We start from the raw sequence: 17,379 nt of genomic DNA, 5'->3' as shown, positions 1-17,379 counted from the left end.
CCTAATGAATTTCCGGCTCTTCCACCGGTTCGGCGCCGCGCTCCAGGAAATCCATGTCGCAACCGGTGTCCGCCTGGCGCACATGGGCCTGGTAGAGCCCCGTCCAGCCGCGCGCCTGCACGGGCTTGCGCGGCGTGAAGCCGGCGCGGCGGGCTTCGAGTTCGGCCGCCTCCACCAGCAGGTCCAGCCGCCGCCCCTCCACGTCGAGCCGGATCATGTCGCCGTCGCGCACAAGTGCCAGCGGCCCGCCCAGCGCCGCCTCGGGCGCGACGTGCAGCACGCAGGTGCCATAGCTGGTGCCCGACATGCGGGCGTCCGAGACGCGCACCATGTCGCGCACGCCCAGCGCCAGCAGCTTCTTCGGGATGGGCAGCATGCCCCATTCGGGGAAGCCGGGGCCCCCCACGGGGCCGGCATTCTTCAGCACCAGCACGCTGTCCGGCGTCACCTCCAGCGCGGGGTCGTCCAGCCGCGCGTCGAGGTCGTTGTAGTCCTCGAACACCACCGCGGGGCCGGTGTGGAAGAGCTTCTCGGGGCTGGCGGCACTCTGCTTGATGACCGCGCCATCAGGGGCCAGCGAACCGCGCAGCACCACCACGCCGCCATTGGGGTGCAGCGGGTTGTCGAGGGCGCGGATCACGTCGCGGTCGAACACCTCGGCCCCTTCCAGCTGCGCGCCCAGCGTGCCGTTCACCGTGATGGCATCCAGCGCCAGGTGTGGCGCCAGGGTCGCGAGGAAGCCCCGGCTGCCCCCGGCATAGAAGAAGTCCTCCATCAGGTAACGGTCGCCATTGGGGCGCAAATTCGCGATCAGCGGCACGCGCGCGCTGATGGCATCAAACCGCTCCAGGTCCATCGCAATGCCCGCCCGCCGCGCGATGGCGACGAGGTGCGGGATGGCGTTGGTGGAGCCGCCGAAGGCCATGGTCGCCGCCACCGCATTGTCCAGGCTGCGCTGGTCCAGCAGGCGGGTGATGGTGAGGTCTTCCCACACCATCTCCACGATGCGGCTGCCCGCCGCCGCCGCCATGCGCGGATGGGCGCTGTCCACGGCGGGGATGCTGCCGGCCCCCGGCAGGGTCAGCCCCAGCGCCTCGGCGGCCAGCGCCATGGTGCTGGCCGTGCCCGCCGTCATGCAGGTGCCGGCGGAGCGGGAAAGCCCCGCCTCCATCTCGTTCCAGTCGGATTGCGCGATCGTGCCCGCGCGCAGTTCCGAATAATACTTCCACACATCGCTGCCCGAACCGAGCTTCCGCCCGCGCCAGTTGCCGCTCAGCATCGGCCCGGCCGGCACATAGATGGCCGGCAGCCCCATGCTGATGGCGCCCATGATCAGCGCGGGGCCGGTCTTGTCGCAGCCGCCCATCAGCACGAGGCCATCCAGCGGCAGGCTGCGCGCAATCTCCTCCGTCTCCATCGCCAGGAAGTTGCGGTAGAGCATGGTGGAGGGCTTCTGGAACACCTCCGGCAGCGCCATCGCCGGGATTTCCACGGGGAAGCCCCCCGCCGCCCAGACGCCGCGCTTCACATCCTGCGCGCGCTCGCGGAAATGGCCGTGGCAATGCATCAGGTCGGACCAGGTGTTGATCACCCCGATCACCGGCCTTCCGCGGAATTCCTGCGGCCCGAAGCCCAGTTGCAGAAGTCGCGAACGGTGGTTGGCCGAGCGCATGGTCTCGACGCCGAACCAGCGATGGCTGCGGAGGTCCTCGGGCCGCTTGCGCATCAGCGGGGCGCCATGCGGATGGCGCCGTCGAGGCGGATGGTCTCGCCGTTCAGGTAGCCGTTTTCCACGATCATCATCGCGAGCTTGCCATACTCATCCGGGTTGCCCAGCCGATGTGGGTTCGGCACCGTCTGCGCCAGCGACTGCTTGATGGGGTCCGCCAGCCTTTGCAGCATGGGCGTGTCGAAGATGCCCGGCGCGATGGTGCAGACGCGGATGGACTTGCTCGCCAGGTCGCGCGCCGCGCAGATGGTGAAGCCGATGACGCCCGCCTTGGACGACGCATAGGGGATCTGCCCGATCTGCCCCTCATAGCCGGCCACGGACGCGGTCAGGATGCACACGCCGCGCTCGCCATCCGCCATCGCCTCGGTCTTGGCCATCGCCGCGGCGGCCAGGCGCACCGCGTTGAAGGTGCCCGTCAGGTTCACGCGGATGATGTTCTCGAAATGCGCGAGGCTGCCCGGCGTGCCGTCGCGCTCCAGGATGCGCAGCGCGCCGCCACGGCCCGCGCAATGCACCAGCACGCGCACGGGGCCCATCGTCTCGGCCTGCGCCACGGCCGCCTGCATGGTCGCCTCGTCGGTCACGTCGGCGGCGGCGAACCGGCCGCCCAGCTCCTTGGCCACGGCCTCACCATTGCTGGTCTCGAGATCCACGATCATGACCTTGGCGCCCTTGGCCGCCAGCCGCCTGGCACTGGCCAGTCCGAGCCCGGAGGCGCCCCCCGTCACGATCGCGACGGCACCCTGAACATCCATGCGTCTTCTCCCGAATTGCAGGCGCAGCGCACCACTTCCCCTTGCTTGACGCAAGCCGCCGCCCTCACGACCATGCCATGAAACAACATGAGGAACGTCCATGCCGCTGCTCGCCGAACGCGCCGCGCGCACGCCGGACAAGCTGGCCGCCATCTTTCCGGATTCGGGCGAGGCGCTGACCTTCCGCGAGCTCGACACCCGGGCGAACCAGGCGGCGCATGGGTTCATCGCCCTTGGCCTGGAGCCCGGCCAGGGCATCGCCCTGCTGCTGGAAAACGGGCCGGACTTCCTCATCCTGACCTATGGCGCGAAGCGGGCGGGGCTGATGGTCACGCCGCTCTCCATCCACCTGCGCCCCAACGAGGTCGCGCATGTATTGCGCGATTCGGGCGCGGCGCTGCTGGTGGCGAGCGCCTCCCTCGCCACGCTGGCCGGCGCGCTGGACCTGGGCGGCATCGCGCACCGCTATGCCGCGGGCGGCGCGCTGCCCGGCTTCGCGCCGCTGGCCGAACTGCTGGAGGGCAACCCGACCACCTGGCCGGGCGCAAGGCCGATCGGGCGGGAGTTCCTTTATTCGTCGGGCACCACGGGCCTGCCCAAGGGCATCCGCCGCCCCCTCATTCCCTACGAGGACCGGCACAAGTCCGAATTCGACATGACGTGGAAGGGTTTCTACGGCTTCGACGAGACCACGGTGTATCTCTCGCCCGCGCCGCTCTATCACGCCGCGCCCAATCGCTATGTCCAGCGCGCCATGGACCATGGCGGCACCGCCGTCATCCTGAGGAAGTTCGACGCCGAGCGCTGCCTGCGCCTGATCGCGCGGCACCGCGTCACCCACAGCCAATGGGTGCCCACCATGTTCGTGCGGCTGCTGGCCCTGCCGGAGGCCGTCCGCGCCAACCATGACCTCTCCAGCCACCGCTGCGCCATCCACGCCGCCGCGCCATGCCCCGTGCCCGTCAAGCGCGCGATGATCGAGTGGTGGGGCCCCATTATCCGCGAGTACTACGCGGGCAGCGAGGGCATCGGCACCTGCTTCATCGACAGCGAGACCTGGCTGCACAAGCCCGGCTCCGTCGGCCGCCCGGCCTATGGCAAGGTCCATATCCTCGACGATGAAGGGCGGGAGTTGCCGCCGGGCGAGACCGGCCGCATCTGGTTCGAGGGCGGCCCCCGCTTCGCCTACCACAATGACACTGACAAGACCGCCCAGGCCTACAACGACCGCGGCTGGGCCAGCCTGCATGACCTGGGCTGGCTGGACGAGGACGGCTTCCTCTTCCTCTCCGACCGCCGCGCGGACCTGATCCTGTCCGGCGGCGTCAACGTCTATCCCGCCGAGATCGAGGCCGTCCTCCTCACCCATCCCGAGGTGAGCGAGGCCGCCGTCATCGGCGTGAAGGACGAGGAGTTCGGCGAACGCCCGCGCGCCCTGATCGTGCCGCGCCATCCGCCCGGCACCGATGCCCTGGCGCAAGACCTGCTGGCGCTGTGCAAGCGCGAGCTGGCCGGCCCCAAGCAGCCGCGCGCCGTGGAGTTCCTCGACGAGCTCCCGCGCAGCGAGGCGGGCAAGCTGCTCCGCCGCGTGCTCAAGGAACGCTACCTGTAGCGCGTGGGGGCAGCGCTACGCGCGCTGCGCCTTGTCCGCCGCGTTGCGCGCCTTGATGCGTTCGCGCGCCTCGTTCCATTCGGCATCGCCCCAGGCCAGGTATTCCGTGTAGGACCCCGCGCCATTGGCCAGCCACTGCCCGCCATCGAGTGCCACGGTCTGGCCCGTGATCCAGCCCGCGCCGTCGCTCAGCAGGAAGCCAGCCAGGCGGCCGATATCCTCGGGCGTGCCGGTGCGGCCCAGCGGGTTGCGCGCGTTCCACTTGGCGGCCGGGTCGTTCTCGCCGGGGCGGATGCGGGCGAGCATGCCTTCGGTCGGGATGAGGCCAGGCGCGATGCCGTTCAGCCTGATGCCATGCCGCCCCCACTCGATGGCGAGCGACTTCGTCATGGCGTCCAGCCCCGCCTTGGACATGGCGGACGGCACCACGAAGGGCGACCCCGTCCAGATCCAGGTGACGAGGATGGTGACGATGGCACCCCCCGTGCCCTCGGCGATCCAGCGCTTGCCCAGCGCATGGGTGACGTGGAAGGTCCCGTTGAAGACGATGTCCGAGACGGCGCGGAAGCCGCGATGCGACAGGTCCTCGGTGCGGGAGATGAAGTTGCCCGCCGCGTTGTTGATCAGCCGCGTGGGCCCGTGCCCGGCCGCGAAGCTGGCCGCGATGGCGGCCTCGACGGCATCGGCGTCCTTGATGTCCACCGCCTGGAAGCGCGCGCGGCCGGGGTGGGCGGCGTTGAGCTCGGCGCAGGCGGCTTCGAGCACCGGCGCGCGCCTTCCCCAGATCTCCACCTCCGCGCCATGGGTCAGCAGGAACTCGGCCATCATCCGGCCGAGCCCCGACCCGCCCCCGGTGACGAGGACGCGCTGCCCCGCCATGAAGTCGGGCGCGAACATCACATCCTGAGCCCCAGGCGCGTCACCCGCGCCTCTTCCTCATCGGTCGTGCGGGCCATGAAGGCTGCGTAGTCAGCGGTGTTGAGGTATTCGAGCGGCATGTCGATCCGCTCCAGGGTCGCCAGGTGCGCGGGGTCGTGCAGCGCCGCGCGGAAGCCCTCGTGCAGGCGATGGACGATCTCGGGGTTCATGCCGCGCGGCCCCACCAGCCCATAGGGCGAGGTGACGACCATGTTCTCGTAGCCCAGCTCGGTCAGCGTCGGCACGTCGGGGATCTTGGCCGAGCGTTCGCGCGACCAGACGTTCAAGGCCCGCATCCGCCCCTGCGCGATGAGGGTGAGCGGCCCCGAACCCGTCGCCGCCGCCTCGATATGCCCGCCCAGGATGTTGGGCGTGCTGTCGGCCTCGCCGCGGAAGGGGACGTGGATGACGTCCAGGTTCTCGCGCTGCGCGATGTCCACCAGCGTCAAATGCGGGGTGCCATTGGCGCCGGTATTGCCCCAGCGCACCTCGCCCGGGCGGCGGCGGCAATCGGCCAGCAGGTCCGCCCAGCTCTGGTAGGGGCTGTCCTGGCGCACGCACATCATGAACAGGTAGCCCGTCAGGTGGATGATGGGCGTGAAGTCGGTACGTGGGTTGAAGGCCATGCGCTGCATGAAGGGCAGGCGCAGCGCGGGCAGGGGAAGCTGCGCGATGGTGTAGCCATCGGGCGGCGTCCGCAGCATGGCGGCCGCCGAAAGCGTGGCGCCCGCCCCCGGCCGGTTTTCCGTGATGACGTTCACGCCGAAGGCGCGCGTGGCGGCCTCGGCGAAGGCGCGCATCTGGATGTCGGTCGAACCACCCGGCGGGAAGGGCACCAGCAGGGTGATGGGCCGGCTGGGGAAGCTCTGCGCGGCGGCGAGGCCGGGGGCGAAGGCCGGCGCGGCGAGGCCGGCCAGCAGCAGGTTGCGACGGTTCATCTGGCGCCTCCTCAACCGCGCAGGCCGAGGCGCGTCACGCGGGCCTCTTCCTCGTTCACGGTGCGCTGGATGAAGGCGCCGTAGTCGGCGGGGTTCAGGTATTCCACCGGCATGTCCAGGCGCTCCAGCGTGGCCAGGTGCGCGGGGTCGTTCAGCGCGGTGCGGAAGCCCTGGTGCAGCTTCTCCACAATCTCGGGATCCATGCCCGCGGGGCCGACCAAGCCATAGGGCGAGGTGATGACCATGTCCTGGAAGCCCAGTTCGATCAGTGTCGGCACATCGGGGATGCGGCGCGAGCGTTCGCGCGTCCAGACGTTCAGCGCGCGCAGCCGCCCCTCGGTGATGAGCTGCAGCGGCCCCGAGCCGCTGGCGGTGGCTTCGATATGGCCACCCAGCAGGGCCGGGATGGCATCGCCCTCGCCCCGGAAGGGAACGTGGATGATCTCGATGTTGGACCGCGTGGCGATGTCGATATTGGCCAGATGCGGCGTGCCATTGGCGCCGGTGTTGCCGATGCGGACCTCGCCCGGGCGGCGCCGCGCATCGGCCACCAGGTCGGCCCATGTGCGGTAGGGGCTGTCGCCGCGCACGCACATGATGAAGAGATAGCCCGTCAGGTGCATGATGGGCGTGAAGTCGGTGCGCGGGTTGAAGGCCATGCGCTGCATGAAGGGCAGGCGCATGGCCGGCAGCGGGAACTGCGCGATGGTGTAGCCATCGGGCCGCGCGCGCGCGACCGTCGAGGCCGAGAGCGTGGCGCCGGCCCCCGGCCGGTTTTCCGTGATGACGTTCACGCCGAAGGCGCGCGTCGCGGCCTCGGCGAAGCTGCGCATCTGGATGTCGGTGGCCCCCCCTGGCGGGAAGGGCACCAGCAGCGTGATGGGGCGGCTGGGGAAGGATTGCGCGGCGGCGAGGCCGGGGGCGAAGGCCGGGGCGGCCAGCCCCGCCAGCAGCAGCTTGCGACGGTTCATGTGACGTTCTCCCTGTAGGTTCTTTTCGTTCTTACAGCGTGCGCGCGATGATCTCTCGCATCACCTCGGAGGAGCCGCCGTAGATCCGGCCCACCCGCGCATCGGCCCAGGCGCGGCCGATCTCGTATTCGGCCATGTAGCCATAGCCGCCATGCATCTGCAGGAAATCATCCAGCAGCCGGTTCTGCATCTCGGTGCCCAGCAGCTTCACCGCCGCCGCCTCCTCCGCCGAAAGCTCGCCCTTCATGTGGCGGGCGATGCAGTCGTCCAGATAGACGCGGAACATGCCGATCTCGGCCTTGGCCTGGGCCAGCTTGAAGCGGTGCACCTGGAAGTCGAACACCGTCTGGCCGAAGATCTGCCGCTGCTTGGTGTATTCGATGGTCTTCTCCAGCATGGTCTCCATGCTGATGCCGCAGCGCACGGCGATGATCAGCCGCTCCTGCGGCAGCTGGTGCATCAGCTGGCGGAAGCCCATGTTCAGCTCGCCCAGCAGGTTGGCGGCGGGCACGCGCACATCCTCGAAGAACAGCTCGCTCGTGTCCTGGGCGTGCATGCCGATCTTCTCGAGGTTGCGGCCGCGGGTGAAGCCGGGCGTGCCCTCCTCCACGCAGATCAGCGACATGCCGCGCCGCCCGGCTTCCGGATCCGTGCGGCAGACCACGATGACCAGGCCCGCATTCTGCCCGTTCGAGATGAAGGTCTTGGACCCGTTGATGACCCACTCATCGCCATCGCGCACGGCGGAGGTGCGCACGGCCTTGAGGTCGCTGCCCATGCCCGGCTCGGTCATGGCGATGGCACCGATCATCTCGCCCGAGACCATCTTCGGCAGCCATTCCGCGCGCTTCTCCGGCGTGGCGTAGTGCTGGATATAGGGCACCACGATGTCCGAATGCAGTTGGAAGGCCACGCCCGAGGCGTTCACGCGGGCCAGCTCCTCCAGCACGATGCAGGCATGGCCGAAATCCCCGCCCGCGCCGCCCAGCTCCTCGGGCAGCATGGTGCAGAGCAGGCCCTGCTCGCCCGCGCGGCGCCAGAGTTCGCGCGGCACCACGCCCGCATGTTCCCAGTCGCGGTGGTGCGGCGCGACCTCCCGCTCCACGAAGCGGCGCACCTGGTCGCGGAACATCTCGTGCTCGGTCGAGAAGATGGTCCGGGCCCGGAAGGGGCGCGCGGCGGCGGCGTTGGTGTCCATGGACGTTCTCCGGGTTTCTTGGCCGCGAGGCTAGCGCGCGGGCGCGGCGGGCGCGAGGGCTTCGATTTCGTCCGGCGCGAAGCCGAATTCCGCCAGCACCTCCCGGCTGTGCTCGCCCTTCAGCGCCGGCGGCGCGCCCATCTCCGCCGGCGTGCGCGAGAAGCGCGGCGCGGGGGCGGGCTGCACGGCGCCATCCCACTCCACGAAGGTGCCGCGGGCCGCGTTGTGCGGGTGGGCGGGCGCCTCCTCCATGGAGAGGATGGGCGCCACGCAGCCATCGCTGTCCGCGAACACCGCCGCCCATTCGTCGCGCGTGCGGGCGCGGAAGGCCTCGGCCAGAATCGCCTTGTGTTCGGCCCAGCGGGCGGGGCTCATCCGGTCGTCGAAACGGGCGGGGTCGAGGCCCATGCGCGCCAGCATCTCCGCGAAGAATTGCGGCTCGATGGCGCCGACGGCCACGAAGCCCCCGCAGGCGCATTCATAGCTGTCATAGAAGCTGGCCGCGCCGTCGAGGAAATTGGCGCCGCGCTTGGCACCCCAGCGCCCGCGCGCCTTCATGCCGAAGATGGGCGCCATCAGCAGGGCCGCGCCATCCACCATGGCGGCGTCCACCACCTGGCCCTCGCCGCTGGTGGCCCGCTCCACCAGGGCCGCCATGATGCCCATGGCGAGCAGCATGCCGCCGCCGCCGTAATCGCCCACCAGGTTCAGCGGCGGGGCAGGGGGCTCGCCCGCCCGGCCCATCGCGTGCAGCGCGCCCGTCAGCGCGATGTAGTTGATGTCATGGCCCGCCAGCTTGGCCATGGGCCCGTCCTGCCCCCAGCCCGTCATGCGGCCATAGACCAGGCGCGGGTTGCGGCCGCGCACCGCCTCGGGGCCGAGGCCCAGACGCTCCATGACGCCGGGCCGGAAGCCCTCGATCAGCACGTCGGATTGTTCCGCCAAGCGCAGCACGGCCTCCACCGCCTTCGGGTTCTTGAGGTCCAGCGCGAGGGAGCGGCGGCCGCGCATCACCACGTCGCGCCGGTCGCCGGGCGGGCCGTCGGGGCGTTCGACGCGGATCACCGTGGCGCCCAAGTCGGCCAGCAGCATGGCGCAGAAGGGGCCGGGGCCGATGCCCGCCATTTCCAGCACCTTCACCCCGCGCAATGGACCCATGTCGTTTCTCTCCTCCTAGGTGGCGCCGAGGGCGCGTGGGTTGCTGATGGCGCAGCGCAGCCGGGCGAGGCGGCGCAGCAGGGCGCGCACCTCCTCCCGCCGCGCGGTGCCGTTGCGGATTTCGGTGGCCAACGCCGCGAGGTCCACCTCGAAGCCCGGCGCCACGCCGATGGCACGCGAGGCGATGGCGATGGCATTGGCCGCCATCCGCGCCTCGTAGTGCAGGGCGGGCGGCAGGGCGGGCAGCAGCTTGCCCAGCAGCGCCTCGCGCGCGGTGGCGAGGAGGTCGGCGGCGTCCGGTGCCTCCAGCAGCGGCGAGGGCGCGTGGCGCGGCACGGCTTCCGGTGCAGTCGGCTGCACCGCAACACCCTCCAGCCCGTCCACCTGCGCCAGGATGTCGAGTTCCAGCTCGGGCACGATCTGCGCCGTCAGCGCCAGCTCCAGCCCGCGCTCGCGCCCCGAGAGATGCCGCGCGCCCTGGTCCGCCGCGATCACCGCCCAGCGGAGGGTCGCGGCCAGCTCCCAGAAGGGCAGGCGGTCGGGGTCGGGCGGGGCGGCCGCCTCGGCATATCCCGCGAGGAAGGCGGCGCGGGAGCCCAGCCCCCCCGCCTCCAGCGCGCGGTTGCCGAAGCGCCAGCAGGGCGCGCAAAACCAGCCCAGATCGGCATGCGGGTCGCCCCAGGCGGCGAATTCCCAGTCGAGCACCGCCGTCAGCCGGCCGCCCTCCACCATCAGGTTGCCGGTGCGGAAGTCATTGTGGTTCAGCACGGGCGGCAGGGGCGGCGGCGCGTGGCGGGAGAGCGCCTCCAGCCCCCATTCCAGCACAGGGCGCGGCGTGCCGGCGGCGTTCAGCCGCGCGCGCATCGCGGCCACGAAGGCCTGGGCGGGGTCGGCGGGCGGTGCGCCCAGGAAGGCGAGGTCCGTGCGCGGCGGCGTGATGCGATGGATGCGCGCCAACTCGCGCCCGAGTGCCCTCACCAGCGCGTCATCGCCGCCCTTCGCCGCCGCTTCCTTGGCCAGCTTGTGCGCCGTCGCACGCCCGGCCACGCGGCGCATCACGAAGAAGGGGGCACCCAGCACCGAGCTGTCGGCGCAGGCGAAGAGGGGTTCGGGCACCGTCACACCCGCCGCATGCGCCGCCTGGAACAGCGCGAACTCCTCCAGCCGCGGCAGCGAGACGGCGAGGGTGGCGGCATTGTCCGTCCGCAGCACCCACTCTTCCGGCGCGCCGCCGCGCGTGACGGCCAGCAGCCAGTTCTGCTGGATCGCACCCCCCGTCAGCAGCGAGGCCGCGCGGATGGCAACAGGCGCACCCGCCGCCTGGCTCAGCCAGGCGCCAAGCCGCGCCTCATCCATGGGTGCGCCAGCCGAAGTAGTCACCGCCCTCGCGGCGGAGGAAGTTGGCGATCACCATGCGGTGCACCTCGGAGGCGCCATCCACCAGCCGCGCCTGGCGGGCATAGCGGTAGATCCACTCCACGATCGTGTCCTTGGAGTAGCCGCGGGCCCCCAGCAATTGCAGCGCGGTGTCGGCCGCGCGGTGCAACGCGTCGGCGGCGACGATTTTGGCGGTGCTGATCTCCTTGCGCGCGAAATCGCCCTGGTCGAGCTTCCAGGCCGCGCGCATGGTCAGCATCCGCGAGATGTCGAGCTGCATCGCCGCCTCGCCCACCATCATCTGGATGCTCTCCTTGTCGGCGAGCTTCTGGCCGAAGGCGTGGCGCTGCTCGATGCGCGCCATGGCGATTTCCAGCGCGCGGCGGCCGAGGCCCGTCCAGCGCATGCAGTGTGTGAGACGTGCCGGGCCAAGCCGGATCTGCGTGAGCTTCAAGCCATCGCCCACGCCCATCACCACATTCTCGTCCGGGATTTCGAGCCCGTCGAAGGTGATCTCGCAATGCCCGCCATGTTCCTCCGGGCCCATGATCGGGATGCGCCGCTCGATCTTCCAGCCGGGCTGGTCGGCGTGGAAGAGGAAGGCGGTGAGGCCCTTGCGCGCGTCGTCGCTGGTGCGCGCCATCACGATGAAATGCTTGCTCTCGCCCGCGCCGGTGATGAACCACTTGCGGCCGTAAATGCGCCAGCGGTCATTGCCCACGCGCTCGGCGCGCGTCAGCGTCATGCCAGGGTCGCTGCCCGCGCCCTCGGGCTCGGTCATGGCGAAGCTGGACTGCACCTCGCCCCGCACCACCGGCATCATCCACCATTCCTTCTGGTGCGGCGTGCCGACCTTGTTCATCACCATCATGTTGCCGTCATCGGGGGCGGCGGAGTTGAAGCAGACGGGGCCGAAGATGGAGCGGTTCATCTCCTCGTAGCAGGCGGCCATGCCGGTGAAGGGCAGGCCCTGGCCGCCGATCTCCTCGGGCAGTTGCAGGCACCAGAGGCCCGCCGCCTTCACCTCCGCGCGCAGCGTCTTCAGCAGCGCGGGCGCGATGTTCTCATGCTCGTCGTAATTCGCGCGGTCGGCCTCCAGCGGAATCAGCCGGTCCTGCACGAAGGCGCGCACGGCCTGGCGCTTGGCTTCGCTGCGGGGGTCGAGGGTGAAGTCCATGTGTCGCCGTCCTAATGTTTTACGGGCATCTTCACGCACCGGGCCGCCATCGGCCCGGCGCGATCTGCCCTAAAGTGGGTTCACGGAATGCCCGCCATCCACCGTCACCACGCTGCCCGTCATGTGGCGGCCGGCGTCGGAGGCGAGCAGCAGCAGCGGGCCGCTGAGGTCGTCAGGGTTGCCCAGGCGCCGCTGCGGGATGCGCTTGACCATGGCCTGCCCGGCCTCGGTCGCGAAGAATTCGGCGTTGATGTCGGAGGCGATGTAGCCGGGTGCGATCGCGTTCACGCGGATGTTGTGCCGCGCCAGTTCCACCGCCATCTGCCGCGTGAGATGCACCAGCCCCGCCTTGGCCGCCGTATAGCCCGCGACACCTGGAATGATCCGCGCCCCCAGCACCGAGGCGATGTTGATGATGGCGCCACCCGTCTTCGCCGCCGCCATGCGCCGCGCCGCCTCCTGCCCCACCAGGAAGGCGCCGCGCAGGTTCACGTCCAGCACGCGGTCGAAATCCTCCAGGGAATGCTCCAGGAAGCCGCGCGTGGCGGCGATGCCGGCATTGTTCACCAATATGTCCACGCGCCCCGCCGCGTCGAAGGCGGGTGCCACGCTCTCCGGCGCCTGCACGTCGAGCGCCACCACGGTGGCGCCGAGTTCCTCAGCCAGCGCCGCGCAGGCCTCGGGGCGGCGCGCGGCCAGCACAACCTCCGCCCCCGCGCCGCGCAGCACGCGGGCGAAATGCGCGCCCAGCAGGCCGCTCGCCCCCGTCACCAGCGCGCGCTTGCCGTTCAATGCGAACATGGCCGCCCCTCCCCATCGCTCCGGGGAGGTTTGGCCGCTCGGCGCGTGAGGTCAAGCTGGCTTCAGCGCGGGATGCGTTCGGCGATGGGCGCCCAGACCTCCACCTCGCGCGCCACATGGCGGGCGGCGGCGGCGGGGGTGGCGTCGGGCCAGGGCTCCACATTGGCGCCGCGCAGCTTTTCGAGGGTCGCGGGGTCGCGCAGCACGCGGGCGGCGGTCTCGGTCAGGATGCGCTTGGCGTCCTCCGGCGCGCCGGGTCGCAGGAACAGCACCTGCCAGGCCACCAGCGCATAGCCGGGCAGGGCGGTGGCGATGGGCGGCAGGTTGGGCACCAGCGCCGACGGCCCCTCGCTCGTCACCGCGATGGCGCGCAGGCGCCCGTCGCGGATCAGCGGCATCATCAGCGTGGGGCTGTCGATGGACAGCTGCATGCGCCCGGCCAGCAGGTCCGCCACCGCCTGGGCCGCGGTGCGATAGGGCACCAGGGTGAAGCTCGTCCCCGACAATTGCTGGAACAGCGCGCCCGCCATGTAGTTCGTGGCGCCGGGCGCGGCCGTGCCGAAATTCGCGCGCTCGCCCTGGGCGCGCAGCCAGGTGAGCAGGCTGGGCAGGTCATTCGCCGGCACGTCGGGGTGCACGGCCAAGACGAAAGGCTGCTGCGCGACGAGCGAGATGGGCTCGAAGTCGCGGATCGGGTGGTGCGGGAAGTTCGGGTCTATCGCCTGCATCACCGGGTGGTTGTTGGTGCCGATGAAGACGGTGTAGCCGTCATTGGGCAGGCGGTGGAAACCCGCGGCACCCACGCGGCTGCCCGCGCCCACCAGGTTCTCGGGCACCACGGGCTGGCCGAGCGCGGCTTGCAGCGCCTCCGCCATCACGCGGCCCACGATGTCGGTCACGCCGCCCACGCCGACCGGGATCAGCATGCGAAGGGGGCGGTTGGGAAAGGCCCCCTGCGCGCGCGCGAGGCCGGGCAGGGCAAGTGCCGCGCCGGCGCCCAGCAGTGAACGACGGGAAGAATGCGGAAGCGGCATGGATCAGTTCCTCATCTTGCGTTTCGGCGTGCCTGGGCGACACTAACCCCATGAGCACGCTGCGCCAGATCAATCTGCAAGAACCATTCCGCGCATTGTTTTATGCGCCCTACTATGCCGCGCTCGCGCGCGATGCCTATGCGGCGGAAGGTGTCACGGTGCGCGTGCTGCCGGGCGAGGTGCCCTCGCTCGCGAAGGACAGCGTGCTGGGCGGGGCCGCGCATCTCGCCTGGGGTGGGCCCATGCGCATCCTGCTCGCGCATGACGCCGACCCTGCCTGCCCGCTGCGCAACTTCGGCGCGGCCATATTGGGCGATCCCTTCCTGCTGGTGGGCCGCGAACCACGCCCAGGCTTCACGCTGCGTGACCTGGCGGGGATGACGCTCGGCACCGTGGCCGAGGTGCCGACACCCTGGTGGGCCTTGCAGGAGGATGTGCGCCAGGCGGGCGTTGATCCCACCACGCTGAGCCGCGTCACCGACCGTTCCATGGCCGAGAACGCGGCGGCGGTGGCGGAAGGCCGCCTCGATGTCGCGCAGCTCTTCGAGCCGCTGGTGTCGCAGATGGAAATGGCGGGCACGGGCCATGTCTGGCACGCTTGCGCCGCGCGCGGGCCCACCAGCTACACCACCTTCTATTCCACCGCGGCCAACATCGCGGAATACGCGCCGGAGTTCATGGCGATGATCCGCGCGCTGGCCACCACGCAGCGCTGGTTCCACGCCGCCGGCCCCGCCGCCATCGCCGCCACCATCCGCCCCTATTTCCCGGACCTGGATGCGGCGGTGATGGAACGCGCCATCGCGCGCTATCTGGAACTGGGCATCTGGACCCGCACGCCCCACTTCCCGCCCGAACCTTTCGAGCGGCTGGAGCGGCACATGCTCACCGCCGGCGCCATCAGGCGCGCGCCAGGTTACACCGCCTGCGTGGATGACGAGATCGTGCGCCGCGCGCTTGCCTGAAAGACCCGCAAGACCGGGGGAGGAATCAAGAATGCCCAGCACCATGTTCGACCGCATCTGGGATCAGCACGTTGTCGCTGATCTCGGCGAGGGCTGGTCGCTGCTCTACCTCGACCGCATCCTGGTGCATGACCTCTCGGGCGGCCGCGCCATGCAGGAGGTGGCGGAGGCCGGCTACAAGGTGGCCGAGCCGCGCCATGTCTTCGCCACGCCCGACCACGCCGTCAGCTCCGCGCCCGGCCGCACCGCCGAGACCTTCCCGGTCGGTGCGAAGCTGCTGAAGAGCCTGCGTGCCCGCTGCGCGGCGGAAGGCGTGCGGATGTTCGACCTGGGCCAGCGCGGCAACGGCATCGTGCATGTGGTGGCGCCCGAGATGGCCATCGTGTTGCCGGGCCTGACCCTTGCTTGCGGGGATAGCCACACCTGCACCAATGGCGGGGTGGGGGCCATGGCCTTCGGCATCGGCGCCTCCGAACTCAGCCACGCGCTGGCAACGCAGACCCTGCCGCAGCGCCGCCCCGGCACCTTCCGCATCCGCTTCGAGGGCGCGCGTCCGGCTGGCGTCACGGCCAAGGACATGATCCTCGCCGCCATCGGCCGCTTCAGCGCGGCGGCCGGCACGGGCATGGCCATCGAATATGCCGGAAGTGCCGTGCGCGCCATGTCGCTGGAGGAGCGGCTGACCCTATGCAACCTCTCCATCGAGATGGGGGCGAAGGTCGGCATGGTGGCGCCCGATGACACCACCTTCGAATATCTCGCCGGCCGCGACTTCGCGCCGAAGGGCCGCGCCTGGGAGGCCGCGCTCGCCGATTGGCGCCGCCTGCCCTCCGACGCCGAGGCCCGCTTCACCCGCGACGAGGTGATCGAGATGGCCTCCATCGCGCCGCAGATCACCTGGGGCACCAGCCCCGAGCAGGTGACGGCGGTGACCGGCCACGCCCCCCGCCCGGAGGAAGCCCCCGACGCGGCCCGCGCCCGCAACTGGCAGGCCGCTCTGGACTACATGGGCCTTGCCCCCGGCCAGCCCCTCATCGGCACCAAGGTGGACTGGGTCTTCATCGGCTCCTGCACCAATTCCCGCGTGAGCGATCTGCGCGCGGCTGCCGAGGTGCTGCGCGGCCGCAAGCGCGCCGAGCACGTCACCGCCTGGGTGGTGCCGGGCAGCGAGAAGGTGAAGGCCGAGGCCGAGGCCGAAGGCCTGCACCACCGCTTCCTCGAAGCCGGCTTCGAATGGCGGGAACCGGGCTGCGCGCTGTGTGTTTCGGCCAATGGCGAGGCGGTGCCGCCCGGCGCCCGCTGCGTCTCCACCTCCAACCGCAACTTCGTGGGGCGGCAGGGCACGGGGGCGCGGACGCATCTCGCCTCGCCCGCCATGGCGGCCGCGGCGGCACTTGCTGGCACCATCGTGGATGTGAGGAATTTCTGATGGCCATGCAGAGTTTCACCACCGTCACCGGCCCCGCCATCCCGCTCATGGCCGCCAATGTGGACACGGATGTCATCATCCCCATCCAGCGGCTCGTCGGCACGGGGCGCGACGGCCTTGGCCCCTACGCCTTCGAACGCCTGCGCTACAACAAGGATGGCAGCGACAACCCGGACTTCATCCCCAACCGCGAGCCCTATCGCGGCAGCCCCATCCTACTCGCCGCCGAGAATTTCGGCTGCGGGAGTTCGCGCGAGGGCGCGGTCTGGGCGCTGATGGGCATGGGCGTGCGCTGCGTCATCGCCCCCAGCTTCGGCGACATCTTCTTCGCCAACTGCTTCCAGAACGGGCTGCTGCCCGTGCGCCTGCCCATCGAGGAAATCCGTCGCATCGCGGAGGAAACCGGGGCCAGCCCCGGCAATGCCCGCACCACCGTGGACCTCGCGCGCCAGGTGGTCGTGACGCCCACCGGCCGCGAAATCCCCTTCCAGGTGGATGGCCGCAAGAAGGAGGCGATGCTGCAAGGCCTCGATGACATCGCAATGACGCTGAAGCAGGCGGACGCCATCGCCGCCTGGAAGGCGCGCGACCAGGCCGCGCGCGGCTGGGCCTGGGAGAGCGTGGCATGAAGCTGCTCGTCCTGCCCGGGGATGGCGTGGGCACGGAGGTGACGGAACAGGGGCTGCGCGTGCTGGATTGGTTCGCGCGCCACCGTGGCCTCGCGCTCGACATCACCCACCGCTATTTCGGCATGGAGAACTGGCGCCGCCACGGCACCATGATGCCGGATGAGACCTGGGCACAGATCCAGGACGCCGACGCCATCCTCTTCGGCGCCACGGGCAGCCTCGACCAGGCCGCCGCCGTGCCGCCCGAGGAACGCCGGAAGGGATCGCTGCTGCGGATGCGCGGGGCGCTCGACCTCTTCGCCAACCTGCGGCCCGTGAAGATGCCGGCCGCACTTGCCGAGGCCAGCCCCTACAAGCCGCGCATCACCGAGGGCGTGGACCTGATCTTCATCCGCGAACTCACCGCCGGCATCTATTTCGGCGAACCGCGCGGGGTGGAGACGCTGGAGGACGGCACCCGGCGCGGCATCAACACCCACAGCTACACCGAGGCGCAGATCACCCGCGCCGCCCGCTTCGCCTTCGACCTGGCGCGCACGCGGCGGATGCACGTCACCAGCGTGGACAAGGCCAATGTGATGGAGGCCGGGGCACTTTGGCGCCAGGTGGTGGGCGCGCTGCACGCGCGCGAATACCCCGACGTGACGCTGGAACACATGCTGGCCGACAATTGCGTCATGCAACT

Annotated in this window: 16 protein-coding genes; 5 read left to right on the top strand and 11 right to left on the bottom strand. The window is 70.5% G+C overall.

Annotation, left to right across the window (positions count from 1 at the left end; all coding sequences use genetic code 11):
• Position 1: 1 nt before the first annotated feature.
• Both araD and JTN19_RS05725 read right to left on the bottom strand, forming a co-directional pair.
• Positions 2–1,726 (bottom strand): L-arabinonate dehydratase, encoded by a 1,725-nt coding sequence (gene araD / locus JTN19_RS05730; RefSeq protein WP_206930955.1) that lies wholly within the window; start codon positions 1,724–1,726, stop codon positions 2–4.
• Positions 1,726–2,487: an SDR family NAD(P)-dependent oxidoreductase gene (locus JTN19_RS05725; protein ID WP_206930954.1), complete on the bottom strand. Its 762-nt coding sequence runs from the start codon at positions 2,485–2,487 to the stop codon at positions 1,726–1,728. Before JTN19_RS05725 ends, araD begins: the two co-directional genes overlap by 1 nt.
• Before the next feature lie 100 nt (positions 2,488–2,587).
• Between JTN19_RS05725 and JTN19_RS05720 the strand changes: the two genes are divergently transcribed.
• Positions 2,588–4,099: an AMP-binding protein gene (locus JTN19_RS05720; RefSeq protein ID WP_206930953.1), complete on the top strand. Its 1,512-nt coding sequence runs from the start codon at positions 2,588–2,590 to the stop codon at positions 4,097–4,099.
• 15 nt (positions 4,100–4,114) lie between these two features.
• On the opposite strand, the gene JTN19_RS05715 is transcribed toward JTN19_RS05720, so the two are convergent.
• The 9 genes from JTN19_RS05715 to JTN19_RS05675 form a co-directional block, all read right to left on the bottom strand.
• Positions 4,115–4,996 carry an SDR family oxidoreductase gene (locus tag JTN19_RS05715; protein WP_206930952.1) on the bottom strand — a complete coding sequence of 294 codons (882 nt, stop codon included), beginning with the start codon at positions 4,994–4,996 and terminating at the stop codon, positions 4,115–4,117.
• Complete coding sequence (locus JTN19_RS05710) at positions 4,996–5,955, bottom strand: tripartite tricarboxylate transporter substrate binding protein (protein WP_206930951.1); 960 nt, start codon at positions 5,953–5,955, stop codon at positions 4,996–4,998. Before JTN19_RS05710 ends, JTN19_RS05715 begins: the two co-directional genes overlap by 1 nt.
• 11 nt (positions 5,956–5,966) lie before the next feature.
• Complete coding sequence (locus JTN19_RS05705; protein ID WP_206930950.1) at positions 5,967–6,926, bottom strand: tripartite tricarboxylate transporter substrate binding protein; 960 nt, start codon at positions 6,924–6,926, stop codon at positions 5,967–5,969.
• A gap of 31 nt (positions 6,927–6,957) precedes the next feature.
• Positions 6,958–8,124, bottom strand: a complete 1,167-nt coding sequence (locus JTN19_RS05700; RefSeq protein ID WP_206930949.1) for an acyl-CoA dehydrogenase family protein — start codon at positions 8,122–8,124, stop codon at positions 6,958–6,960.
• A 30-nt stretch (positions 8,125–8,154) separates the two neighbouring features.
• Positions 8,155–9,282 carry a CaiB/BaiF CoA transferase family protein gene (locus JTN19_RS05695; RefSeq protein ID WP_206930948.1) on the bottom strand — a complete coding sequence of 376 codons (1,128 nt, stop codon included), beginning with the start codon at positions 9,280–9,282 and terminating at the stop codon, positions 8,155–8,157.
• Between the two features lie 15 nt (positions 9,283–9,297).
• Positions 9,298–10,638, bottom strand: a complete 1,341-nt coding sequence (locus tag JTN19_RS05690; protein ID WP_206930947.1) for a phosphotransferase — start codon at positions 10,636–10,638, stop codon at positions 9,298–9,300.
• Positions 10,631–11,836, bottom strand: coding sequence for an acyl-CoA dehydrogenase family protein (locus JTN19_RS05685; RefSeq protein ID WP_206930946.1), 1,206 nt, complete (start codon positions 11,834–11,836; stop codon positions 10,631–10,633). The genes JTN19_RS05690 and JTN19_RS05685 overlap by 8 nt, the downstream gene beginning before the upstream one ends.
• 69 nt (positions 11,837–11,905) lie before the next feature.
• Entirely contained in the window at positions 11,906–12,637 is a 732-nt protein-coding gene (locus JTN19_RS05680; RefSeq protein WP_206930945.1) for an SDR family NAD(P)-dependent oxidoreductase, read from the bottom strand.
• A 62-nt stretch (positions 12,638–12,699) separates the two neighbouring features.
• Positions 12,700–13,671 (bottom strand): Bug family tripartite tricarboxylate transporter substrate binding protein, encoded by a 972-nt coding sequence (locus JTN19_RS05675; protein WP_206930944.1) that lies wholly within the window; start codon positions 13,669–13,671, stop codon positions 12,700–12,702.
• Between the two features lie 50 nt (positions 13,672–13,721).
• Between JTN19_RS05675 and JTN19_RS05670 the strand changes: the two genes are divergently transcribed.
• From JTN19_RS05670 to JTN19_RS05655, 4 genes are all read left to right on the top strand, one after another.
• The gene (locus JTN19_RS05670; protein WP_206930943.1) at positions 13,722–14,636 is read left to right on the top strand and encodes an ABC transporter substrate-binding protein; all 915 of its coding nucleotides are present in this window, start codon (positions 13,722–13,724) and stop codon (positions 14,634–14,636) included.
• A 31-nt stretch (positions 14,637–14,667) separates the two neighbouring features.
• Positions 14,668–16,065 (top strand): 3-isopropylmalate dehydratase large subunit, encoded by a 1,398-nt coding sequence (gene leuC, locus JTN19_RS05665; RefSeq protein ID WP_206930942.1) that lies wholly within the window; start codon positions 14,668–14,670, stop codon positions 16,063–16,065.
• A 5-nt stretch (positions 16,066–16,070) separates the two neighbouring features.
• Positions 16,071–16,694, top strand: coding sequence for a 3-isopropylmalate dehydratase small subunit (leuD, locus tag JTN19_RS05660; RefSeq protein WP_206931300.1), 624 nt, complete (start codon positions 16,071–16,073; stop codon positions 16,692–16,694).
• Positions 16,691–17,379: isocitrate/isopropylmalate family dehydrogenase (locus tag JTN19_RS05655; RefSeq protein WP_242530908.1), on the top strand; the 689-nt coding region annotated here is incomplete at its 3' end. The genes leuD and JTN19_RS05655, both read left to right, overlap by 4 nt.

The sequence above is a fragment of the Roseococcus thiosulfatophilus genome, from assembly GCF_017311575.1.
Taxonomy (GTDB): Bacteria; Pseudomonadota; Alphaproteobacteria; order Acetobacterales; family Acetobacteraceae; genus Roseococcus; species Roseococcus thiosulfatophilus.
This window is presented reverse-complemented; position numbering and strand designations above follow the sequence as displayed.